The organism is Polynucleobacter brandtiae, assembly GCF_002797575.1.
GTDB lineage: Bacteria > Pseudomonadota > Gammaproteobacteria > Burkholderiales > Burkholderiaceae > Polynucleobacter > Polynucleobacter brandtiae.
In genome coordinates this window covers 41,333-65,315 of record NZ_PGTX01000006.1, presented here as the reverse complement: position 1 = coordinate 65,315, position 23,983 = coordinate 41,333, and the positions used below count along the sequence as shown (strand labels likewise).

At 47.0% G+C, this 23,983-nt stretch carries 18 protein-coding genes; 14 read left to right on the top strand and 4 right to left on the bottom strand.

Annotation, left to right across the window (positions count from 1 at the left end; genetic code table 11):
• Window positions 1-18: 18 nt before the first annotated feature.
• Together chrA and fabI are read right to left on the bottom strand one after the other, a co-directional pair.
• The gene (chrA, locus tag B0G85_RS09640) at window positions 19-1,356 is read right to left on the bottom strand and encodes a chromate efflux transporter (RefSeq protein ID WP_100380247.1); all 1,338 of its coding nucleotides are present in this window, start codon (window positions 1,354-1,356) and stop codon (window positions 19-21) included.
• Window positions 1,353-2,138 carry an enoyl-ACP reductase FabI gene (gene fabI, locus B0G85_RS09635; RefSeq protein WP_100380246.1) on the bottom strand — a complete coding sequence of 262 codons (786 nt, stop codon included), beginning with the start codon at window positions 2,136-2,138 and terminating at the stop codon, window positions 1,353-1,355. The genes chrA and fabI overlap by 4 nt, the downstream gene beginning before the upstream one ends.
• 50 nt (window positions 2,139-2,188) lie before the next feature.
• Here fabI and B0G85_RS09630 point away from each other — a divergent pair, with 50 nt between their 5' ends.
• From B0G85_RS09630 to B0G85_RS09610, 5 genes are all read left to right on the top strand, one after another.
• Window positions 2,189-4,081: an extracellular solute-binding protein gene (locus B0G85_RS09630; RefSeq protein WP_232726019.1), complete on the top strand. Its 1,893-nt coding sequence runs from the start codon at window positions 2,189-2,191 to the stop codon at window positions 4,079-4,081.
• Window positions 4,082-4,092: 11 nt separating this feature from the next.
• Window positions 4,093-5,157: a microcin C ABC transporter permease YejB gene (locus B0G85_RS09625; RefSeq protein ID WP_198508804.1), complete on the top strand. Its 1,065-nt coding sequence runs from the start codon at window positions 4,093-4,095 to the stop codon at window positions 5,155-5,157.
• Window positions 5,154-6,179 (top strand): ABC transporter permease, encoded by a 1,026-nt coding sequence (locus B0G85_RS09620; protein ID WP_100380244.1) that lies wholly within the window; start codon window positions 5,154-5,156, stop codon window positions 6,177-6,179. Before B0G85_RS09625 ends, B0G85_RS09620 begins: the two co-directional genes overlap by 4 nt.
• Window positions 6,176-7,831 carry an ABC transporter ATP-binding protein gene (locus B0G85_RS09615; protein WP_100380243.1) on the top strand — a complete coding sequence of 552 codons (1,656 nt, stop codon included), beginning with the start codon at window positions 6,176-6,178 and terminating at the stop codon, window positions 7,829-7,831. Before B0G85_RS09620 ends, B0G85_RS09615 begins: the two co-directional genes overlap by 4 nt.
• A 166-nt stretch (window positions 7,832-7,997) precedes the next feature.
• Entirely contained in the window at window positions 7,998-8,636 is a 639-nt protein-coding gene (locus tag B0G85_RS09610) for a C40 family peptidase (RefSeq protein WP_232726018.1), read from the top strand.
• A 5-nt stretch (window positions 8,637-8,641) separates the two neighbouring features.
• Here B0G85_RS09610 and B0G85_RS09605 read toward each other — a convergent pair whose 3' ends face one another.
• Window positions 8,642-9,556: a patatin-like phospholipase family protein gene (locus B0G85_RS09605; RefSeq protein ID WP_100380242.1), complete on the bottom strand. Its 915-nt coding sequence runs from the start codon at window positions 9,554-9,556 to the stop codon at window positions 8,642-8,644.
• Window positions 9,557-9,759: 203 nt separating this feature from the next.
• On the opposite strand from B0G85_RS09605, the gene scpB reads away from it, so the two are divergent.
• The 9 genes from scpB to B0G85_RS09560 all read left to right on the top strand — a co-directional run bounded on the left by scpB (window position 9,760) and on the right by B0G85_RS09560 (window position 22,988).
• A complete protein-coding gene (gene scpB / locus B0G85_RS09600; RefSeq protein WP_100380241.1) occupies window positions 9,760-10,524 on the top strand; it encodes an SMC-Scp complex subunit ScpB in 765 nt (254 codons plus the stop codon).
• A 6-nt stretch (window positions 10,525-10,530) separates the two neighbouring features.
• Window positions 10,531-12,348, top strand: coding sequence for a pseudouridine synthase (locus B0G85_RS09595; protein WP_100380240.1), 1,818 nt, complete (start codon window positions 10,531-10,533; stop codon window positions 12,346-12,348).
• A 173-nt stretch (window positions 12,349-12,521) separates the two neighbouring features.
• On the top strand, window positions 12,522-13,013 hold the full coding sequence (gene rimP / locus B0G85_RS09590; protein WP_100380239.1) for a ribosome maturation factor RimP: 492 nt from the start codon (window positions 12,522-12,524) through the stop codon (window positions 13,011-13,013).
• Window positions 13,010-14,491: a transcription termination factor NusA gene (gene nusA, locus B0G85_RS09585; protein ID WP_100380238.1), complete on the top strand. Its 1,482-nt coding sequence runs from the start codon at window positions 13,010-13,012 to the stop codon at window positions 14,489-14,491. Before rimP ends, nusA begins: the two co-directional genes overlap by 4 nt.
• A 13-nt stretch (window positions 14,492-14,504) precedes the next feature.
• Complete coding sequence (infB, locus tag B0G85_RS09580) at window positions 14,505-17,327, top strand: translation initiation factor IF-2 (RefSeq protein WP_100380237.1); 2,823 nt, start codon at window positions 14,505-14,507, stop codon at window positions 17,325-17,327.
• A gap of 14 nt (window positions 17,328-17,341) precedes the next feature.
• On the top strand, window positions 17,342-17,716 hold the full coding sequence (rbfA, locus tag B0G85_RS09575) for a 30S ribosome-binding factor RbfA (protein ID WP_100380236.1): 375 nt from the start codon (window positions 17,342-17,344) through the stop codon (window positions 17,714-17,716).
• A complete protein-coding gene (gene truB, locus B0G85_RS09570) occupies window positions 17,713-18,627 on the top strand; it encodes a tRNA pseudouridine(55) synthase TruB (protein ID WP_100380235.1) in 915 nt (304 codons plus the stop codon). Before rbfA ends, truB begins: the two co-directional genes overlap by 4 nt.
• 64 nt (window positions 18,628-18,691) lie before the next feature.
• Window positions 18,692-20,506 (top strand): translational GTPase TypA, encoded by a 1,815-nt coding sequence (gene typA / locus B0G85_RS09565; RefSeq protein ID WP_100380234.1) that lies wholly within the window; start codon window positions 18,692-18,694, stop codon window positions 20,504-20,506.
• Between the two features lie 112 nt (window positions 20,507-20,618).
• On the top strand, window positions 20,619-22,988 hold the full coding sequence (locus B0G85_RS09560; RefSeq protein ID WP_100380233.1) for a Tex family protein: 2,370 nt from the start codon (window positions 20,619-20,621) through the stop codon (window positions 22,986-22,988).
• Window positions 22,989-23,016: 28 nt separating this feature from the next.
• Here B0G85_RS09560 and B0G85_RS09555 read toward each other — a convergent pair whose 3' ends face one another.
• Window positions 23,017-23,805 (bottom strand): sulfite exporter TauE/SafE family protein, encoded by a 789-nt coding sequence (locus tag B0G85_RS09555; RefSeq protein WP_100380232.1) that lies wholly within the window; start codon window positions 23,803-23,805, stop codon window positions 23,017-23,019.
• Window positions 23,806-23,983 lie beyond the last annotated feature (178 nt).

Genomic DNA, 23,983 nt, shown 5'->3' with positions numbered 1-23,983 from the left:
GTTACGCACCCTGTCGACTTAGGCTAATAAATTATTCATCAAATAACTGAGTAAGCCCACCATTGCTGAGCCTGTCAAAACGGGGAAAATTCCTTTATTGAGCTTAAAGAGGGCAAGTCCAGCAAACAGGCTGATGAAGACTGAAATCCAAGAAAGGGGACCACCGATACCAAGTGGAAAAAAGACGTGATAAGCAAAGAACAAGCCAAGATTAGCAATAACGCCCACGACGGCCGCAGAAATTGCTGTCAGGGGCGCGGTAAAGCTGAGCTTTCCATGAGTGCTCTCAATGAGGGGGCCGCCTACCAGTACTAAAAAGAAAGAGGGTAAAAAAGTAAACCACGTTGCCACGCAAGCACCCAGAACCCCAAACCAGAAAGGATCACTATGAGCAATGAGGTGTTGTATATGTCCGGCGAGATAGCCAACAAAAGCAACCACCATGATGAGCGGTCCAGGCGTCGTCTCTCCTAAGGCAAGACCGTCCATCATTTGCCCTGCACTGAGCCATTGAAACTGGTCTACTGCGCCTTGATAGACGTAGGGCAGCACCGCGTAAGCGCCGCCAAAAGTCAGAAAAGCAGCCTTTGTAAAGAACCAGGCAATTTGGGGGTAGAGGGTTTTCCAACCAAATATCAAGATCAGGCCTAACAAGGGAACAGACCACAACACCAATACGATCAGGCTATGCCTCACTGTTTTCTTCAGTGAGAACTGGGCATGCGCGGGCGTGGGGGTGTGATCATCAATGAGGGCTTCACCACAATGTCGCTCTTGTTCTTGATGGGGTGCATTGGTAATTTGAAAATATTTTGGGTAGCGCTTACCACCCCATGCGCCTAGTAATGCTGCGCAGATTACGATGACCGGAAAAGATAAATTGAGTATAAAAATAATTAAAAAGGAGGTGGTCGCAATGCCCTGCAATACTGAGTTGTGTAGGGATCGCTTACCAATGCGATAGGCAGCATGGATAACAATCGCTGTGACTGCTGGTTTGATACCAAAGAAAATAGCTGCAATCCAGGGGACTTGCCCAAAACTTAAGTAGACCCAAGAAAGTGCAATCAAAATAAAGAGTGAGGGCAGTATGAAAAGAGTGCCCGCTAATATTCCACCCCAAGACCGATGCATAAGCCAGCCAATGTAAGTCACCAGCTGCTGCGCCTCAGGCCCTGGCAGAAGCATGCAGTAGTTCAAAGCATGCAAGAAGCGCCGCTCAGAAATCCAGCGACGCTTCTCAACCAACTCTTGATGCAGGGTAGCGATTTGTCCCGCAGGACCGCCAAAACTTATAAAACCGAGCTTAGTCCAAAATTTAAGGGCTTCGCGCAGTGGTATGGCATTTAGACTCAAACCTCATCCATTCCACCAACGACTTGGCTAAAGCCGTTATCTACATAAATAATTTCTGCAGTAATACCATTGGCTAAGTCAGACATTAAGAATGCCGCAGTATTGCCAACATCATCAATAGTGACATTACGACGCAGTGGTGCAGTCGCTGCAACAGCTTCCAAAATCTTGCCAAACCCTTTAATACCCGAGGCAGCTAAGGTTTTAATTGGGCCGGCAGAAATGCCGTTGGCACGAATACCTCTAGGGCCAACAGAGCCGGCAAGATAGCGTACCGATGCTTCAAGCGAGGCTTTGGCAAGACCCATCGTGTTGTAGTTAGGGACATTACGCAAACTCCCCAAATAGGTCAGTGTCAATAAGGAAGATTTATCGCGCAACATTGGTAACGCCGCTTTAGCCATCGCAGGAAAGCTATATGCAGAAATATCATGTGCAATCTTGAAGCCTTCACGAGATAGGCCTTCTAAAAAGTCTCCGGCAATTGCCTCGCGGGGTGCAAAGCCAATCGCATGGACAAAACCGTCAAACTGGGGCCAAGATTTTGCTAAATCCGTAAATAAAGCATTAATTTGCTCATCGCTGCCGACATCGCAGTCAAAAATGAGTTCAGTATTGAATTCTTTCGCAAAATCGACTATTCGATCTTTAAAACGCTCACCGACGTAGGTAAAGGCCAACTCAGCCCCTTCCCGATGGCATGCCTTGGCGATGCCATAGGCGATCGAGCGACTGGAAAGCAGTCCAGTAATCAGAATTTTTTTGCCTGCGAGAAAGCCCATAGTGTGTCCTTTGCCTCTAATATGATTTGCTATCTACAATTGTTGCATATATGCACTTAACAAACCCTATTCGCCAATTGGCTCAAAACTCTCGACGCCTCCTGCCAATGCTGCTATTGATACTGGTGGGCACTGGCGCTGTCTCGATTACAGCAAATGCCGCTCAAGGGATCGCGCAGTACGGTAAGCCGAAGTATGCCGATGGGTTTGCGCATTTTGATTACGTCAATCCTAATGCGCCTAAGGGCGGGACACTCACCCTACCTAATCCAGGCCAACGAACAAGTTTTGATAAATTTAACCCTTTCACGCTTCGCGGGGTAACTGCGCCGGGTATTGAGCTGATGTTTGAATCCCTGGCTGAGGGGAGTGCAGATGAAGTCTCTAGTATTTATGGATTATTAGCGGAAGATATTGCGATTGCGCCAGACCGCTTATCTGTCACTTTTCGTATTCGTCCGGAGGCAAAATTTTCAGATGGTAGTGCCGTCTTGGCCGCTGATGTTAAGCATAGTTTTGATGTGTTGATGAGCGGGTTGGCTCATCCCCGCTATAAAACTACCTTTGCAGATGTGAAGCAGGCAGTTGTCCTGTCTGAGCGGACGGTGCGTTTTGATTTTAAGAACAACAACACTGAACTACCCATCATGGTGGGTACGCTCCCCATCTTTTCTCGTAACTGGGGTAGGCGACCCAACGGCTCAGTGATTGCATTTGATAAGCTGGCTTTTGAAGCGCCTCTGGGAAGCGGAACGTATTTAATCGAATCATTCAAGGCCGGTAAATCGATTGTGTACAAACGCAATCCACATTACTGGGCGAATGATCTTAGCAAACCCTTAAATGTTCGTGTGGGGTTTTATAACTTTGATCGTGTGTTGTACAAGCTGTATGGTGATGATGCGGTTCGCCTCGAGGCCTTTAAGGCGGGGGAGTTTGATGCCATTGTGGAATATCGCGCCAAGATCTGGGCCAAAGGTTATGTTGGCTCCAAGTTTGGGGAGGGACTCTTACTCAAGAAAGCCTTCCAAAACCATAATGGTGCTGGTATGCAGGGCTTTGCTATGAATGTCCGACGTCCTCTTTTTAAAGATCCGAGAGTCCGAGAGGCTCTGGGTTATGCCCTCGATTTTCAATGGCTCAATCGTCAAATCTTTTATGATCAATACGGTCGCATCAATAGTTATTTTACTAATAGCGATCTGAGTGCTAATTTTGATGGCCCTAGTAAACCAACAGAAGCAGAGCTCAAGCTCCTCAAACCGCTAAAGACAAAATATCCTCAATGGGTACCGGATGCCGTATTTGGCCTAATGCCTGCAGCACCCTCCACGGCATCACCCTCCAGCTTGCGACAGAATTTGCGCAAAGCCCGAGAGCTGTTAATGCATGCAGGCTGGCAGTACCGTGATGGTGCCTTACGCAATGAGCAAGGCGAACCCTTTCGGTTTGAGATCGTTGAAGATGGCGGCTTTTTCTTAAGGGTGATTTCTTCTTACATCCGCAATCTTGAAAAGCTCGGTATTGGGGTGGATGTACGTACTAGTGATTTTGCGTTACATCAAAAGCGCATGAATGAATATGAGTTCGATATGACAACAGTACGTTTCCCGGACTCTCAAAATCCAGGAAACGAATTATGGGATCGCTTTGGTAGTCAGGCTGCCAAAGAAAAAGGCTCTGATAATGTAGTGGGTATTCAGTCACCCGTTGTCGACGCCTTAATTGATGCCGTAACTAAAGCGCAGAATCGGGATGAGTTACGGGCTGCCACTCGGGCCTTAGATCGGGTTTTATGGAATAGCTACTATGTAATTCCACAGTGGTACAACCCAACCCATCGGGTGGCGTATCGCAAGGAGATGCAATTTCCTGAGCCCCCCTTGTACTACTCAGCAGAGCCATGGATCATGCAAAACTGGTGGAAAGTGGAGTCTAAATAATGCAAAGTCAAATGCGCGCTTATATTTTTAAACGGTTGCTTTTGATGATTCCTACCTTACTAGGGGTTTTAACGCTGACCTTTGCAGTTGTCCAATTTGTTCCTGGTGGCCCCGTTGAGCAAATGGTTTTAGAGTTAAAGGGCAAAGGCAATGCCGCAGTAGGTGGCTCAGAATCATCTGGTGCAGGAGCGACGTATCGCGGCAGGCAAGGGGTTGATGCCCAGCGCCTAGAGGAAGTGAAGGCACTGTATGGCTTTGATAAACCGCCACTAGAGCGCTATTTGATGATGTTGGGCCGATTTGCCCGATTTGATTTGGGGCAGAGTTACTACCAGCACGAGAGCGTCTGGAGTTTGGTGGTTTCTAAACTACCCGTTTCGATCAGCATTGGCTTATGGACTTTTTTTCTAACCTACTTAATCTCTATTCCATTGGGCATTGCCAAAGCAGTCAGGGACGGCTCTCGCTTTGATGCTGTTACCAGTACGATGATCTTGGTAGGCTATGCCATACCGGGGTTTGTATTGGGTGTATTGCTGCTAGTGTTGTTTGGTGGAGGTAGTTTTTTGCAGCTTTTTCCGCTTCGAGGTTTAACTTCAGACAACTGGAGTGAGCTCAGCATGATGGGCAAAGTGATGGATTACCTATGGCACTTAGTTCTACCTATTACAGCGTCTGCTTTGGGTAGCTTTGCAGTGGTCACGATGCTGACCAAAAATTCTTTTTTAGAGGAAATTCGTAAGCAGTATGTGCTTACCGCTAGAGCAAAAGGCTTGACTGAAAAACAGGTACTTTGGAAGCATGTATTTCGTAACGCACTCTTGCCATTGGTGACAGGATTCCCAGCAGCTTTTATTGGTGCCTTTTTTACTGGCTCACTGCTGATCGAAACGCTGTTTTCACTTGATGGACTTGGTCTACTCTCTTATGAATCGGTAATGCGTCGCGACTATCCTGTGGTGTTTGGTACTTTGTACTTATTTACCTTAATTGGTTTATTTACAAAGCTAATTTCTGATTTGTGCTACGTCTATATTGACCCTCGAATTCAGTTTGGCGCTGGAGGCGGTTCATGAGTCGTTGGCAGCGCTTTAAAAACAGTCGCCGAGGATATATTAGTCTTTGGATTTTTGTGGTGCTTTGCGGCGCTTCTTTTTGTGCGGAATTCATTGCCAATGACAAGCCGCTGATCGTACGCTACGAGGGACATTTTTACTTCCCCATTATTAAAAACCAGGCAGAAATTGTTTTTGGCGGCGATTTCGCGACCCCTACAGACTTCTTGGATCCAGACATACGTCGAAATATCACCAGCAATCGTAACTGGGCAATTTATCCTCCGATTACTTATAGCTATGAGACGCTGAATTACTTTTCCACGGCACCCAATCCTGCGCCACCCTCCCTTGAAAATTGGCTTGGCACGGATGATCGAGGGCGCGATGTCTTATCACGACTGATTTACGGCTTTCGTTTGTCGATTTTATTTGGCCTGGCGCTCACCATCGTGGGAGTTAGTGTGGGCATAGTGACGGGTGCTTTGATGGGTTTTTTTGGCGGTAAGTTTGATTTGATCTCGCAGCGATTCATTGAAATCTGGTCGGCAATGCCAGAGCTCTATCTCCTCATTATTTTTGCCTCTATTTTTAACCCCAGCATTTCTTTGCTCATCATTTTGCTGGCAGCTTTTGGCTGGATGGGATTGTCTGACTATGTGCGAGCAGAGTTCTTTCGCAACCGGGCTCTGGAGTATGTGCGCGCTGCGCGTGCTCTTGGTTTAAATAACTTTCAAATTATGCGTCGCCATATATTGCCCAATAGCTTGACCCCGGTGATTACCTTTTTACCGTTTCGAATGAGTGCAGCTATTTTGTCACTTACCAGTTTGGATTTTTTAGGATTAGGTGTTCCACCTGGCACACCTAGCCTAGGAGAATTGCTTTCTCAAGGTAAGGGTAATTTAGATGCCTGGTGGATCTCACTATCAACCTTTGTCGTTTTGGTGACCACGTTGTTGTTATTAACTTTTATGGGCGAGGCTTTACGTGATGCATTTGACACTCGTAAGGCAGGCGTGATGAATGGAGGTCGCTCATGAGTTCCGCGTTGATTTCTCCGCTACTGCGTTATGAAGATGTTTGTATTTCATTCGGAGCAGGGCGGCGTGAAAAATTTGCAGTAAGCCATTTGAATTTAGAAATTGGCGTAGGTGAGCGGGTTGCCTTAGTGGGTGAATCTGGCTCAGGTAAGACCCTCACTGCTTTGGCGCCACTTAGGCTCGAACCGGAGGGAGCTAAGGTCACCGGCCGGATCTTGTGGAACGCTAACCAGTCGAGTGCATCGGTTGATTTGGTTGGATTGCCCATGCAGGATATTCGGGATATCCGGGGGCGCGAGATTGCCATGGTGTTTCAGGAGCCGATGACAGCGCTTAATCCCTTATTTACAGTAGGCAATCAAATTGTTGAGGCAGTGCAGGTATATCAACCATTGATTTCAAAAGCGGATTCGATGTCTGCTGCGATTGAGTTACTCAAGAAGACAGGAATTGTGCAACCAGAGAAACGGTTCCATTCGTACCCCCATCAGCTTTCGGGCGGGCAGCGCCAACGCGCAATGATTGCGATGGCCTTGGCATGTAAGCCGCGACTCTTGATTGCAGATGAGCCTACTACTGCATTAGACGTGAGTCTGCGCTTGCAGATACTCGATTTGCTTAAAGAGTTGCAAGCAGAATCTCAGGGTGATGGTGGTATGGCAATTTTGCTCATTACGCATGATTTAAATATGGTGAAGCATTTTGCTCAGCGGGTTGCAGTTTTGAATCAAGGCAATCTAATGGAGGTTGGATCTACAAAGCAAATATTCGAACACCCTAGCGACCCCTATACAAAATCCTTAGTCAACAGCAAGCCAGTACGTGAGATTGCGCCAGTAATGCCCTTGGCGCCCGTGCTATTAAAGGCGGATCAATTATCGGTTTCTTATCCGGACGCTGAATCATCTACCTGGTTTCAAAAGCAGGCGCGTAATCTGGTGTTACGTAAGGTAGGTTTTGAGCTTAAGCAGGGGCAAACTATTGGCGTGATTGGTGAGTCCGGTTCAGGCAAGACAACCTTGGGAATGGCGGTATTGGGTTTATTAGGAGATTCTGCGGCGCGCATTACTGGTCAAGTCAATGTGCTGGGTGATGACTGGCAACAGTTAAAGCCCGTAGAGCGCCGTATGCTGCGATCGAGTTTGCAAGTGATTTTTCAAGATCCATTTGGCTCTCTTTCTCCGCGGATGAATGTGATGCAAATTGTTTCGGAGGGGCTAGATATTCACTTTCCGGGTTTATCTCCGACTGAACGTGAATCTCGTGTGCTGGATATGTTGCGAGAGGTGGGAATTGATCGAACCGCTTTGCAGCGCTATCCTCATGAGTTTTCTGGTGGCCAAAGACAGCGAATTGCGATTGCGCGCGCACTGATTCTCAAACCCCAGATTTTGGTGTTGGACGAACCCACCTCTGCTTTAGATGTTTCCATTCAAAAGCAGGTGCTTGCGCTATTGGCTGAACTGCAAAAAAAGTACAACTTGGCCTATCTACTCATTAGCCATGATTTGGCCGTAATCCGGGCGATGTCCCATGAAGTGATGGTGCTTAAAGAGGGCCGGGTAGTGGAGTTTGGGGATACCGAGACCTTAATTTCGGATCCTCGCCAGATTTATACAAAAGAGTTATTCGCAGCAGCAGAGCTGGTTTAGTAGGTCATTTAGCTTCACTTTTTGGCTCTAATTTGGTGCATAGATTGCGCTATATTTCATTTAGTTTAATGTAATCAATGACTTAAGTATAAATCAGGCGCTTGGTAAAACCAGGCTTCTTTGTTAAACTGATCTGATGTATTTTTTCAAAGTAACTTTCAATCGAATGGCTAAGCAAGTGCCACTGGCCTTGGCGGCTGCGCTAGTCTTTTGTGCTAGCCCGGTGTTGGCGGTAGACCCCGTCACAGAGGCCCCCAAAGAGCTAGTTGAGATTCCAAAAGAAAGTATGTTTCAGGCTGGTAAGTCTTACTTCACCCGGGTGTCTGATCGCCTAGCGGATTCGGTAACTGGCAAGTCTGAGGAGCTGATAAATCGTGCCATGGTTGTTATTGGTGTGCGCTACCGCTGGGATGCTGAGTTACCCCAATCCGGTCTAGATGGCAGTAGTTTTGTGTCTTATGTCTTTAAAGACAAACTGGGATTTTTATTACCACGTAAGTCAACTCAAATGAGTCGTGTAGGTAAGCCGATTACCCGTGATGAATTACAGCCTGGCGACTTGGTGTTCTTTAACACTATGCGCTTAACTTTTTCACATGTAGGTATTTACGTTGGCGACAATAAATTCATCCATTCACCTTCTAAAGGCACCAGTGTGCGGTTGGATGATCTCGGTAGTCTTTACTGGGATAAGCGCTTTGATGGTGCCCGTCGCTTGGATGGTAGTGACAATTTAGGTGATTCAGAGCGGCAAGAGCTATTTAATGAAGTGAATAAGCTCAAGCGCAAGTCTCACAGTCTTTAAACAAGCTAGCTCTTAAGTCTTTCTTTTAAGGCGGCCATTTGTTCTTGCGCGGCTACCTCACCAGCTAAGATTGCTGCATTTCTAGACTTAAAATCACTGCCACTCATCTGCTTGAGGCGCGGCGTGATCACAATATCCGCACTTTTTAATTCGTATTGATTAATGCTTCTTTGCATAATCGAAATGGTTTGCTGCAGGATGCCGAAAGTACCACTAGCGTCTTGATGTACCGGCTCCGAAGAAATATTGACTGCAATGACGAATGTGGCGCCCATTTCTCTGGCGTAACTTACGGGCACTGGAGCAACTAAGCCACCATCAACATATTCTTTTCCGCCAATGACTGCTGGCTGAAATACCCCGGGTACGCTACACGATGCTCTGACAGCCAAGCCAGTATTACCCGAGCGAAACAGAATTCCCTTGCCTGACTGCAGTTCGGTGGCCACTATTCCCAAAGGTATGTGCATTTGTTCGATAGTCTTATTTTGAACATCTCGATTCACCATCGCTTGTAGTGCGTCGCCCTTTATTAAGCCGCCAAACTTGCCCATAAAAGGCAGATCCCAGTCGGCGATGGTCGCTTCATCTAGATTGAGGGCTAGCCGATTGAGGGTATTACCTGTGGCACCAGAAGCCAGTAATGCAGCGATAACGCTGCCAGCACTGCTTCCAACAACGATATCCGGCCGAATACCTTGAGCCTCTAGCGCTTTAATTACGCCGATATGGGCAAAACCACGGGCTGCACCCGCTCCCAATACTAGGCCTACGATCGGCTTGCGGCTTGATAAAAGGCTGCACCCACTCAGGGTGGAACCACTAGCCAAAGCACCCAAACCCAGACTTAAGCCCAGAAAGCGACGTCTTTTTGGGATTTCAGAGGATATAGGCGGTTGTGGGGCATCATTTTTTTGCATGTAGCTATTGTATTGAGCCTCCCCTATAATGAAGCACGGTGAATGAAAAAAAGTTCGCTTCAGCGTAGGCGGCTCTCCAATACCCATTTGGGAGATGAGTTGCCCGGTAGTAGCTAGAAGCTGTCACCAGAGAACACCACCAACCCACTTTTAAAATACTTTATTTAACGCTAATCAGGTCACTACCTGATAGCCCTAATTTTATGGATAATCACAGCAAACGCGTAGTTGAAACCGCTCTCTTGTGCGCGCAAGAGCCACTGACCGTGGTGGATCTTTCTCGCTTATTTGTTGAGGAGACTGCCGCCAATGAGATTGAAGATGCACTGCTGGAGCTCCAAAACGCTTGGAGCGATAAAGGGATGGAGCTAGTACACATTGCTACTGGTTGGCGTTTTCAGAGTCGCTTGTCCATGCGCGAATATCTCGACCGATTAACCCCTGAAAAACCACCAAAGTATTCGCGTGCAGTGATGGAGACCTTAGCGATCATTGCCTATCGTCAGCCAGTCACCCGTGGTGAGATTGAAGAGATCCGCGGCGTTGCAGTCAGTAGTAATGTGATGAAGCAACTGGAGGATCGGGGCTGGGTCGAGGTTATTGGCCACAAAGAAACAGTGGGTCGTCCAGGTTTATATGCAACCACTAAACAATTCTTAGACGATTTGAGTCTGACCAACTTACAAAGCCTGCCAATGCTAGAAGATGCAGCACCAATGGCAGCAGCAGAGCATTTAGGTCAAGCCGTCATTCAGTTTGATCCCACAGCCACTGTAGAGAGCGTCATCATTACTGCAGATGAGGTCACGGTTGTAGAGATGGTCGAAGAGGTGCTCGATGAATCAAGCAGTGAGCAAAACAATGAATCAAACAATGAATCAAACAATGAATCAAACAATGAATCAAACAATGAATCAAACAATGAACCAACCCCTGAATCTGAAGACCAATCAGATCACACTAAATAATTATTAATGACTAGCCATAACGATAACGATTCCACTCCGATCAAGCCAGCATCGGAAAATGCCGCAAACCAAAAATCCTCTGCTGATACCCCAGCCGCTGATGGCGTGAAGACTGAGGGTCGCGAGGATCGCCCACGTCGACCACGTCGTCAAGGTTCCAGCAACAGAGACGGCAACAGTAACAGCTCTGGCTCCGCCAGACATGCGGCGAATAAAAAACGTCCACCAAATAAAGATCGGCCTCGTAGAGAGGGCGGTGATGCTCAAGGTACGCGTGAGGGTGGAGTTCATTCCGCCGCTAAGCTGGCACCTAACCCAGCTGAGAGCGAAGCTTTGTTTGCTTCGGTAGTTTCTGGTGAGTTTGATGCAGCTCTAGATGCACCAGAAGCTGAGCAAGTTCAGAATCAAGATGGTGTAAACGAGAATGAAATTTCTCATCAAACGGGTGCTGAGCGCAATGCTCAACGTGTACGTCATGACGATGATGCCGATGTTCCGAGTGATGACGAAATGAGTAGTTTGCAGTTTGCAAACATTGATGACTTACCACTCAGTCTACGCAATGAAGTTTGGTCTGACCTGGATGGTCTAGATGATGAGGCTGATGACGAAGATACTGTGAAGTTACATAAGGTCCTAGCGGATGTTGGTATGGGCTCGCGTCGCGACATGGAGGACTTGATTATTCAAGGACGTGTCTCTGTGAATGGATTGCCTGCACACATCGGTCAACGTATCGGACCTACTGATCAAGTTCGCATTAATGGCAAACCAGTTCATCGCAAGATTCAAACTAAACCACCTCGCGTTATTTTGTATCACAAGCCTGCAGGTGAAATCGTGAGTCAGTCCGATCCTGAGGGCCGCCCAACGGTATTTGATCGTTTGCCCAAACCAAGGCAAGGCCGTTGGATTGCTGTCGGCCGTTTGGACTTTAATACAGAAGGCTTATTGTTATTCACCACTTCTGGTGAATTGGCTAACCGCTTAATGCATCCTCGTTATGGAGTTGAGCGCGAATATGCCGTCCGAATTCTTGGTGAGTTAAGTCAAGAAAATACATCCCTATTAAAGACAGGTATTACTCTGGATGATGGCCAAGCGAAGTTCTTGCGCTTATCCATGGGTGGTGGCGATGGTGCAAATCGCTGGTATCACGTTGCTTTGAATGAAGGACGTAACCGTGAGGTACGTCGTATGTTTGAAGCGGTTGGGCATACAGTGTCTCGTCTGCTGCGTACTCGCTATGGAATATTTTTATTACCTCCGCGCTTAAGGCGGGGAAAGTGGGAAGAGTTAGAGGCTGGTGGCATCTACAACTTAATGAAATCAGCGGGCTTGAGAATGCCTCAGCCAACAGATAAAGGGCGTAATCCACATGCTCAAGGCCGTGATCGTCAATCTGCTCCTGTGGGGGATTTCCAGCCAGATCCAATGCAAACCTCGGTTTCTTACTGGGGTTCTCGTGATGCTTTGACAATGGCCAGTGGACATCATGAGATGACGCATCAAGGCCGAGGCGGTAAACCTGGTGGTGGTTTGCCAACTGAAGGTCGTGGCCCGTTTAGGGGGCGCACTCAGGGCGGACGCCCCGGTTCTCCTGGTCGTGGAGGTCAGAGTAGCCAGGGTGGACGAGGTGCAGAGGGCGGTCAAGGTCAGAATCGTGGCAAGGGCGGAGGCGGTAAAGTGCATCATGGTCAGTCGGCTTTTGTGACTGCTAGCCCTCAAAATCCTGGAAATGGCCCTAAACGCGGAGCACCAAAGGGGCGTAAACCCTTTAATAAAGGGCCGCGAAAGCCTAGAAACCCAAGCGAAAGCTTCTGATTTTGATGGGTTTTCCTCTAAATCAGCTATAATTTTGGTCTTGCAGCGAATTATTGCTGTTTTAAGTGTTTACCGACTGATGTTGCGATCAACGTAAGTCGGCCTGTTCTGAATTTCGAGAATATGGGCTTCAAAGCCCATTTTTTTTTGCCGTTTTGTATTGAAGGGTACTTTTGAAAGATCAGCGGATTATTTCTGCAGAGGTAGAAAACCTGGGTTACGCGCTAGTGGAAATTGAGCGTGAAGCCGGCGGACTGCTGCGTGTAACGATCGAAAACCTAGATTACGACCGCATGATTAATGTACTGGATTGTGAAAAAGTGAGTCATCAACTGAGCTATACCTTGCCAGTTGAAAATATTCCTTTTGAGCGTTTGGAGATTTCTTCGCCAGGTTTGGATCGTCCAGTCAAATCTGCAGCGGACTTTGAGCGTTTTTCTGGTGCAGAGGTAGATTTAAAGTTGCGGGTTGCCGCTGGTGGCCGCAAGAATTTTCGTGGTGTGTTGCAAGGTTTGCTAAGCGGTGAATTGGATTCACCGGATGCCAAATTTGGTTTGTTGTTTGAAGGCGCTGATGGCGCTGAGTCTCAATTGGAGTTTTCTTTAGCCGAGGTCGATAAGACTCGGCTGGTCCCTGTTATTGATTTCAAAGGAAGAAAGTCATGAGTCGAGAAGTTCTCATGTTGGCAGACGCCTTAGCGCGTGAAAAGAACGTTGATCGTGAAATTGTGTTCGAGGCGCTCGAAATGGCGTTGGCATCGGCCACTAAAAAGCGCTACACCACAGAGGATGTGGATATTCGTGTGGTGATTGACCGTGAATCCGGCGAATACGAATCTTTTCGTCGTTGGTTAGTTGTGCCGGACGAGGCTGGTCTTCAAGAGCCGGATAAGGAAATTCTTCATTTTGAAGCTCAAGAGCAATTTGCCGACATGGAAGTTGGCGAGTACATCGAAGAGCAAATCGAATCTTTAGCCTTTGGCCGCATTGGTGCCCAAGCAGCTAAGCAGGTGATCTTGCAGCGTATTCGTGATGCTGAACGCGAACAAATTCTGAATGACTACCTTGAGCGTGGCGAAAAAGTCATGACCGGCACGGTCAAGCGTGCAGATAAGAATGGCTTGATTATTGAATCAGGTCGCGTAGAAGCATTATTACGCCGTGATCAAATGATTCCTAAAGAGAATCTTCGTTCTGGCGACCGTGTGCGCGCATACATCATGAAAGTGGATCGCGAAGTTCGTGGCCCGCAGATTGAGCTCTCCCGTACTTGCCCAGAATTTTTAATTAAATTATTTGAAAATGAAGTTCCAGAGATGGAGCAGGGCTTATTAGAGATCAAAGGTGCTGCCCGTGATCCTGGTATTCGCGCAAAAATTGCTGTAATCACTTATGACAAGCGCATCGATCCTATCGGCACTTGTGTAGGTGTTCGTGGTACCCGTGTTACAGCTGTTCGTAATGAAGTTGCTGGCGAAGCGGTCGATATTGTGTTGTGGTCTGAAGATCCAGCACAGTTTGTGATTGGTGCCTTAGCTCCAGCTCAAGTGTCCTCGATTGTGGTGGATGAAGAGCGTCATGCCATGGATGTAGTGGTAGACGAAGAGAACTTGGCAATTGCGATTGGCCGTAGTGGTCAAAATGTTCGTTTAGCAAGTGAGCTGACTGGATGGCAGATTAACATCATGACCCCAGAAGAGTCTGCTGAGAAAACAGAAAAAGAAGCCTCTTCTGCGCGCCAGTTATTTATAGATAAATTGGACGTGGATCAAGAAGTTGCTGATATTTTGATTGCAGAAGGGTTCAACACATTGGAAGAGGTTGCTTATGTACCACTTTCTGAGATGTTAGAAATCGACTCCTTTGATGAAGATACTGTGAATGAGCTACGTACTCGTGCTCGCGACTCTCTCTTAACGATGCAGTTAGCGCAGGAAGAGCGTGTTGGTGAGGTTTCACAAGATTTACGCTCCCTAGAGGGAATGACTACGGAGTTGGTTGCTAAGCTTGCTGACAATCAGGTTCATACCCGTGACGACTTGGCTGAACTGGCTGTTGATGAGCTAGTTGAGGCGACACAAATTGACGAAGAAACTGCGAAAACGCTCATCATGAAAGCGCGCGAACATTGGTTTACTTCATGAGAGGAAGTAGTACATGGCAACAACAGTAAAAGTACTCGCTAAAGAACTAAAGCGTACCGCACCAGATCTTTTGGAGCAGTTAAAAGCTGCTGGCGTTGAAAAGGGCTCTGAAGACGATAGCATTACCGAAAAAGACAAGACTGCCTTGCTTGAGCATTTGCAAAAAGAGCATGGCAGTGCCAATACAGGTAATCGCAAAAAGATCACCTTGATCAAACGTGAGAACTCGGAGATTCGTCAGGCAGATTCCGCTGGTCGAACACGCACTGTTCAGGTTGAGGTTCGCAAGAAGCGCGTACTCGAAAAAAGTGGCGACCCAGTTGCCCAAATTCCAGTGCCCGAGAAGGCTCCAGTTCAGGCTGCGGCTCCTGTAGAGTTAGCACAATCCATTCTTTCCACTCAAGAGTTGGAAAAGCGGGCTGCTGAGGCAACTCGTCATGCGGAGTTGCTTGCGCGTCAAGAGGCTGAAATGAAAGCGGCAGTAGATGCCCGTCAAAAAGAGGCTGATGCTGCTGCTACTGCTGCTGCGGCAATTGTCGTTGCCGGTACTGTTGTTGAAAAAATAGACAAATCCATTGAAGCGGATGTTGCTGCCACTGCTGCTGCAACCGCTGCTGCAACTGCTGCTTCTGAAAAGAAGGCTGCCCTAGAAAAATCTGCCAAAGAGCTAGCTGATGCTAATAAGGCGCAACTTGCGGATATTTCAAAACGTCGCGCTGCTGCAGAAGCAGAAGCACTAGCTATTCGTGACATGATGAGCGCCCCCGCACGCGTCCTTAAGGCACCAAGTGAAATTGCTGCCGAAGAGGCAAAGAAGGGCACATTACACAAGCCTGCAAAAGTAGAGGGTGCGGACGACAAAAAGAAAGTCGCACCTAAGGTTGGTGGAAAAACGATTAAGTCTGCTGAAACATCGTCCACTTGGCAAGAAGAGGGCGCGAAGAAGTCGGTCGGCCTGAAGACCCGTGGCGATAGTTCTGGTGGTGCAAATGGATGGCGCTCCGGCGGTGGTAGAAGAAAGCAACGTCAAATTGCTGAAGCGAACGTCGATACCAACTTCCAAGTGCCTACAGAAAAAGTAGTTCACGATGTTCAAGTTCCTGAGACTATTACGGTTGCTGACTTAGCGCACGCAATGGCTGTTAAGAGTGCTGAAGTGATTAAGCTCCTAATGGGTATGGGGCAGATGGTTACCATCAACCAAATTTTGGATCAAGATACTGCGATGATCATCGTAGAAGAGATGGGTCACGTAGCTCATGCTGCTAAGTTAGATGATCCAGATTTAGATCTTGGTACCGACGGTCAGGATGCAGAATTGTTGCCACGTCCACCAGTAGTAACGGTGATGGGCCACGTTGACCACGGTAAAACTTCCTTGCTTGATAAGATTCGTGCGGCAAAGGTAGCTACTGGTGAAGCGGGTGGTATCACCCAACATATCGGCGCATACCATGTCCAGACTGATCGTGGCATGATTACCTTCTTGGATACACCGGGCCATGAAGCGTTTACGGCCATGCGTGCTCGTGGTGCCAAAGCGACCGATATTGTCATCTTGGTAGTGGCTGCAGATGATGGCGTTATGCCGCAAACCAAAGAAGCGATTCACCATGCCCAAGCTGCTGGCGTTCCTATCGTTGTGGCAATCAACAAAATTGACAAACCAGAGGCAAACTCAGAGCGCGTCAAAACAGAGTTGGTTGCTGAGCAAGTTGTTCCAGAGGAATACGGTGGCGACGTGCCATTTATCCCGGTCTCCGCTAAAACTGGTGAAGGCATTGATGCTTTGCTTGAGAACGTACTTTTACAGGCAGAAATTCTTGAGCTCAAAGCAGCTAAGGATGCACCAGCACAAGGTCTTGTTATTGAGGCGCGCTTAGATAAAGGTCGCGGTCCGGTTGCCACTATTCTGGTTCAGTCTGGAACACTCAAACGTGGTGATATGTTGTTAGCTGGATCGACTTACGGTCGCGTGCGCGCAATGATGGATGAGAACGGTAAAGCGTGTAACGAAGCCGGCCCATCTATTCCGGTAGAGATTCAAGGTTTATCTGAAGTTCCTGCAGCGGGCGAATCCGTTCAAGTAGTTCCAAATGAGCGTAAAGCCCGTGAGGTAGCACTGTTCCGTCAAGGGAAGTTCCGTGATGTGAAGCTAGCGAAGCAGCAAGCATTCAAACTCGAAACTATGATGGAAAACATGGAAGAGGGTGCTATTGAAGCCAAACTATTGCCATTAATCATTAAGGCAGATGTTCAGGGTTCACAAGAAGCACTATCTCAGTCATTACAAAAATTATCTACATCTGAAGTGAAGGTGCAAATCGTCCATGCCGGAGTCGGTGGTATTACTGAAACTGATGTGAACTTAGCGGTTGCTTCAAAAGCTGTCATTATTGGCTTTAATGCACGTGCAGATGGTGCAGCACGTAAGCTAGCGGAAAATAATGGCATAGACATTCGCCATCACAACATTATTTATGACGCAGTTGACGAAGTGAAGGCTGCCTTAAGTGGTATGTTGACTCCAGATAAGAAAGAAGAAATCACCGGTATGGTTGAGATTCGTCAAGTCTTCTTGGTATCTAAGGTGGGTGCGATTGCTGGTTGCTTGGTACTTGACGGTGTTGTAAAGCGGAATTCCAATGTACGCCTCTTGCGTGACAACGTAGTAGTTTGGTCGGGCGAGTTAGATTCTCTCAAGCGCTTTAAAGATGATGCAAAAGAAGTTCGCGCTGGTGTTGAGTGTGGTCTGTCATTAAAAGGCTACAACGACATTAAAGAGGGTGATCAACTTGAGGCATTTGAAGTGACTGAAGTGGCAAGAACACTTTAGGAATCATTAAATTAATGCATAAAACTAGTCCACATCGTAACCAGCGTCTCGCCGATCAAATTCAGCGAGACCTGGCCGAGCTGATCCCTCGTGAATTGCGTAGTCCAAGCTTAGGTTTAATTACTATCCAAAGTATTGAGCTCACGCCGGATTTAGCACATGCAAAAGTATTTTTTACGGTATTGGGTGCCGAACCAGCAGTTGCCTTAAAGGCGCTGCAAGATAAGGCGGGTTATTTACACTCCTTATTATTTAAGCGCCTGCACATTCATACTGTGCCAACTTTGCATTTTCACTTTGACAGTTCAATTGAGCATGGTATTGAAATGTCTCGCTTGATTGATGAAGCTGTGGATAGTGACCGCAAAGACGAGAGCGCACCACAGTGAAGTCGGTGCGGATTGATGGTGTGGTTTTGCTTGATAAGCCGTCTGGTATGAGTTCTCAAGGAGCAGTGACTGCTGTGAAGCGCGCTCTTAATGCAGACAAAGCAGGTCATACAGGCACCCTAGATCCGATGGCTACTGGCTTACTCCCGATTTGTTTAGGGGAGGCCACTAAATATTCTCAAGATTTATTGGATGCCGATAAAACCTATATTGCGCAAGTTCAATTTGGCCAATGTACAGATACTGGCGATGCAGAAGGTCTCGTTACCCAAGAGTTCCCGCTGCCGATATTTGCTGATGAGGCAGCATTGAGACTTGCTTTAGATGCGCTGCTACCAGGATTCACCGGCCCTATAAGCCAGGTTCCTCCTATGTACTCCGCTCTAAAGCGCGATGGTAAACCTTTATATGAATATGCCCGCGCAGGAGTTGAGTTAGAGCGTGCTGCTCGGGAGATCACGATTCATGCGATTCGCTGGACTAAGATTCAATGGCCAGAAGCGACTTTAGAAGTGAGTTGCAGCAAGGGAACCTATATTCGGGTGTTGGCCGAAGATCTTGGTAAGACTTTGGGTTGCGGGGCTCACTTAGTGGGTTTACGCCGCACTGAAGTAGGCCACTTAAATTTAGAGCAGTCTTTTACAATTGAGAATATTCAGCAGGGGCTACAAGAGAGTTCAAGCTATATATTGCCAGTTGATGCCTTGCTTCAGACTCTGCCACATCTGACAATAGATGAGCAACAAGCGAAACGCCTTGGATTGGGCCAACGGGTCCCCTTGAGCATTCCATCAATTGAAGCTTTGGTACGGATTTATCGTGCTACTGCTGCCCCTCACAACTTTATTGGTACAGCCGATTGGCGTTCAGGGGTTTTACATCCGAAGCGGCTTATCTCACAGACCTCTTAATATAGATTCAGATTTATTTACTTGTACTTTTATTAACCTTACTTTTAACTTTTAGAAGCTTCACATGACTAAACGCGCACTTCGTAACATCGCTATCATTGCCCACGTTGACCACGGTAAAACGACCTTGGTTGACCAGCTCCTACGCCAATCTGGTACATTCCGCTCCAATGAAAAAATGACTGAACGTGTCATGGATTCAAACGATCTAGAAAAAGAGCGTGGGATTACTATTTTGTCCAAGAACTGCGCTGTTGAATATGACGGCACTCATATTAATATCGTTGACACACCAGGCCACGCCGACTTCGGTGGTGAAGTAGAGCGTGTGCTCTCTATGGTTGACGGTGTTTTATTGTTGGTAGACGCGGTTGAAGGCCCAATGCCACAAACCCGTTTCGTTACCAAGAAAGCCCTTGCACTTGGTTTGAAGCCTATTGTTGTGATCAACAAAGTAGACCGCCCAGGCGCAAGAATTGATTACGTGATCAATGCAACCTTTGAGTTGTTTGATAAGTTAGGTGCTACAGAAGAGCAGCTAGACTTCCCAGTTGTTTTTGCATCGGGTCTAAATGGTTATGCAGGCATGACCGATGATGTGCGCTCTGGTGATATGCGTCCATTATTTGACGCTGTACTGAAGTATGTTCCAGTACGTGATGACGATGTAGATGGTCCTTTGCAGTTCCAGATCTCTTCGATTGATTACAACAGTTATGTTGGAAAAATTGGTGTTGGACGTATTAACCGCGGCAAGGTTAAAGCCGGCATGGAAGTAGTTTGCATGAATGGCCCTGATGGCGTTCCTTTTAAAGGCCGTATCAATCAAGTACTGACCTTCAAAGGTTTAGAGCGCGAGATTGTTGAAGAGGCTTTTGCCGGTGATATCGCTCTGATCAACGGCATTGAAGATTTGGCTATTGGTACAACCGTTTGTGCACCAGACAAACCAGATGCATTGCCAATGCTCAAGATTGATGAGCCTACCTTGACTATGAATTTCATGGTGAACACCAGCCCATTGGCAGGTCGTGAAGGTAAGTTTGTAACGAGCCGTCAAATTCGTGAGCGCTTAGATCGTGAACTGAAGGCCAATATGGCTTTACGTGTTCGTCAAACAGATGATGACACCGTGTTTGAAGTGTCGGGACGTGGCGAGTTGCATTTAACGATCTTAGTTGAGACGATGCGTCGTGAGGGTTACGAGATGGCTGTATCCCGTCCGCGCGTCGTGTTCCATGAAGAAAATGGCGTCAAGATGGAGCCATACGAGAACCTTACAGTTGATTTAGAAGATGCTACTCAAGGTAGCGTGATGGAAGAGTTGGGCAAGCGTAAGGGTGAGTTACTCGATATGGTCAGTGATGGCAAAGGCCGCACCCGTCTTGAGTATCGCATTCCAGCACGGGGTTTGATCGGCTTCCAGGGCGACTTTTTAACAATGACTCGTGGTAATGGCTTACTCAGTCATACTTTTGATTGCTATGCGCCTGCTAAAGACGGTATTTTTGGCGAGCGTCATAACGGTGTATTAATCAGTCAAGATGATGGCGAGGCTGTTGCTTATGCGATTTGGAAGTTACAAGATCGTGGCCGTATGTTTGTTAAGCATGGTGACCCTGTATATGAAGGTATGGTGATTGGTATACATAGTCGCGATAACGACTTAGTGGTTAACCCAATTAAAGGTAAGCAATTAACTAACGTACGTTCATCCGGTACTGATGAAGCAGTGCGTTTGGTAACGCCAATTGATTTAACGCTTGAGTACGCTGTCGAATTTATTAGTGATGATGAATTAGTTGAGGTCACTCCGAAGAGTGTCCGCGTACGTAAGCGTTACCTGAAAGAGCATGATCGTAAGAAAGCATCCCGCTAATTATTATTTGCGTTTGATGTGTTGATAGAGGCCACCTACGGGTGGCTTTTATCTAGGTATGAAGCTAAACACCTTTTGTTCTCAATTTACTAAACCTATCTAATTTAAAAATATGCTGCCATCCATTGAGCAACGCCTTGCCCAAGAGTTATCCGCTAAACCTGCCCAAGTGGCTGCAGCAATTGCCTTAATGGATGAGGGTGCTACCGTACCGTTTATTGCGCGTTATCGCAAAGAGGCGACTGGCGGCTTAGATGATACGCAATTACGTTTACTAGAGGAGCGCCTCAGTTATTTACGAGAGCTGGAAGATCGTCGCAAGGCGATTGTGTCCTCCATTGACGAGCAGGGCAAGATGACGCCAGAGTTATTAAAGGCCATCATGTTGGCTGAAGATAAGACCCGCCTAGAGGACTTGTATCTTCCTTATAAGATCAAGCGTAGGACAAAGGCACAGATTGCCTTGGAGGCAGGTTTAGAGCCCTTAGCGAATGATTTACTGGCGAACCCGTTACTAGCCCCAGAGGTAGAAGCAGTTCGGTATTTACGGGAGGCTTTCACATCCGATCAAGGAGAAAATCCGGGGGTAGCCGATGCAAAGGCCGCCCTAGAGGGTGCTCGTCAGATTCTGATGGAGCGTTTTGCAGAAGATGCTGGTTTAGTCCAGTCACTGAGAATCTATTTACAAGATCATGGTGTTGTGGAGTCCAAAGTAATAGCAGGTAAAGAACAAGAAGGTGAGAAGTTTTTTGACTACTTTGATTACTCCGAGCCGATTAAAGCGATTCTATCCCATCGCGCCTTAGCCCTGTTTAGAGGTCGCCGCGAGCAAATGCTGATGGTGAATTTACGATTGGATACGGAAGCGGAAAAGCCTAAATGGGATGCACCACATAATCCCTGTGAGTCACGTATCGCCAATCAATTTAAGATTAAAAATGAAGGCCGCCCGGCAGATCAGTGGTTATCTGAAACAGTTCGGTGGACTTGGCGAATTAAATGCGCTATGCACCTCGAGTCTGAGCTAATGAGTGCTTTGCGTGAGCGTTCTGATGCTGAAGCGATTAATGTCTTTGCCCGTAATCTTAAAGCGCTACTCTTAGCGGCTCCTGCTGGTCCTAAAGTGACCATTGGATTAGATCCTGGTATGCGTACCGGGGTGAAGGTTGCCGTAGTAGATGCAACCGGTAAAGTAGTTGATACCGAGGTCATTTATCCACATCAACCGAAAAATGACTGGGATGGCTCGCTTCATACCCTGGCGAAATTGGCACAAAAGCACCAGGCGACATTGATTTCTATTGGAAATGGGACGGCCTCTCGAGAGACCGATAAATTAGCCCAAGATTTAATGAAAGCAAGACCGGAATTAAATTTGATCAAGATTGTGGTCTCAGAGGCAGGAGCATCTGTATATTCTGCATCAGAGTATGCGTCAAAAGAACTGCCAGGCATGGACGTATCACTTCGCGGCGCAGTATCGATTGCCCGTCGCTTGCAAGATCCACTCGCAGAGTTAGTGAAAATCGATCCTAAGTCTATCGGGGTAGGTCAATACCAGCATGACGTCATGCAAACGCAGCTCGCAAAGTCTTTGGTGGCAGTCGTAGAAGATTGCGTGAATGCAGTGGGCGTCGACGTCAATACTGCTTCTGCCCCATTGTTAGCCAGGGTTTCTGGCCTGAGCAGCAGTGTTGCTGAGGGGATCGTAGCTTATCGTGATTTGCATGGCGCATTTGGATCTAGAGCAGATTTACGTAGCGTACCGCGCTTAGGTGACAAGACTTTCGAGCAGGCAGCTGGTTTTCTACGGATTATGAATGGCGCCGATCCTTTAGATGCTTCAGCCGTTCATCCAGAGTCCTACCCTTTGGTGGAGAAGATCCTGAAAGATATTAAAAAAGGAGTCAAGGAATTAATTGGTGACGCTGGAATACTCAACAGCCTTAATCCAGCAAAATATGCCGATGAAAAATTTGGGGTTCCTACGGTTACCGACATTATTAAGGAACTAGAAAAGCCAGGACGAGATCCAAGGCCTGAGTTCACGACTGCTACATTTAAAGACGGTGTTGAAAAAATCAGTGACCTCAAAGTAGATATGATCTTAGAGGGTGTTGTCACTAACGTTGCTGCGTTTGGCGCCTTTATTGATATCGGTGTTCATCAGGATGGCTTAGTCCATATTTCAGCGTTAGCAAACACCTTCGTTAAAGATCCCCATACCGTTGTGAAGGCAGGGCAGGTTGTGAAAGTTAAAGTACTAGAGATAGATGAAAAGCGTAAGCGGATTGCGCTAACGATGCGACTTTCTGATGAGGCGCCAAAGACCTCTGCCGAGGAGCGGGTCAAGCAAGGAGCGCCAAATAGATCGAGCGTATCAAGAGGTATTGAATCTAGAAGGCCTCAGGAAGATAAAAGAAGTACTCCTCCCATCAATAATGCAATGGCGAATGCCTTTGGAAAATTAGGTAAAAAATAACTCTTTTTGGGGGCTTAACAATGTTCCATTATTTAAGGAAAGCATCATAGAATGTTTTGATAATTAAAACAGTTACCAAAATAAAGAAAGCTTTACGAATAAATGCATTGCCGTGTTTGATGGCAATTTTGCTACCGATTTGCCCGCCAATTAAATTCGCTATTGCCATAAGAAGGGCCAATCTTAAATCAAAGTAACCTAAGTAAATAAAAACACAGAGCGCCCCTAGATTCGAGGCAATGTTCAGAAATTTAGCAGGTGCTGCTGAGCGTAAAAAATCAAAGCCCAATACTCTTGTATACAGTAGCTTATAGAAAGCACCCGCACCAGGCCCCAAGAATCCATCATAAAAACCAATGACTCCGGCGCCAGTCGAGGCAATCGCTTTTTGTCTATGAGGCGAGTACTTAGGGGCATGAACTAAACCGGCATTCGATTTAATGCTAAAAAATAACAAGGCAATGAGTAAAAAAGGGAGGGTGCCACGAAGCCACTGTGTGGGTATTTGCGTCACTAAATAGGCTCCACTTACCGAGGCTATAAACGCGATGATGCACGAAATGATCACGAGTCCCCAAGGGCTTTTATTCGCTCGCGTATACTGAATCGCAGATCCCATAGTTCCAATCACGGAGGCAAACTTATTTACCGAAAGTAATGTTGGCGGTGGAAAGCCTGGCAGTAATGCAAATAGGGCGGGAACTTGAATCATGCCGCCACCACCCATAATGGAATCGACTAAACCCGCTATTAAGGCGCATGCCATCAGGAGGCTAATATCAAAGGTAGATAGGTGAAGGGTGGAAAGTTCAAACATGGAAATTCTGCTGAGGCATTGAGCGAAGGAGTGCCTATTTTAAAGCGGTAGTGTTCCTATATGAAATTAGGTGATGGTGATACATCATGTGCGGGATGCTAATGATGGTTTATTGCTGGCAGTGTTTAAATAAAGTCAAAGGCTTACATAAAAGGAACTACTACGAAATAGGAATATA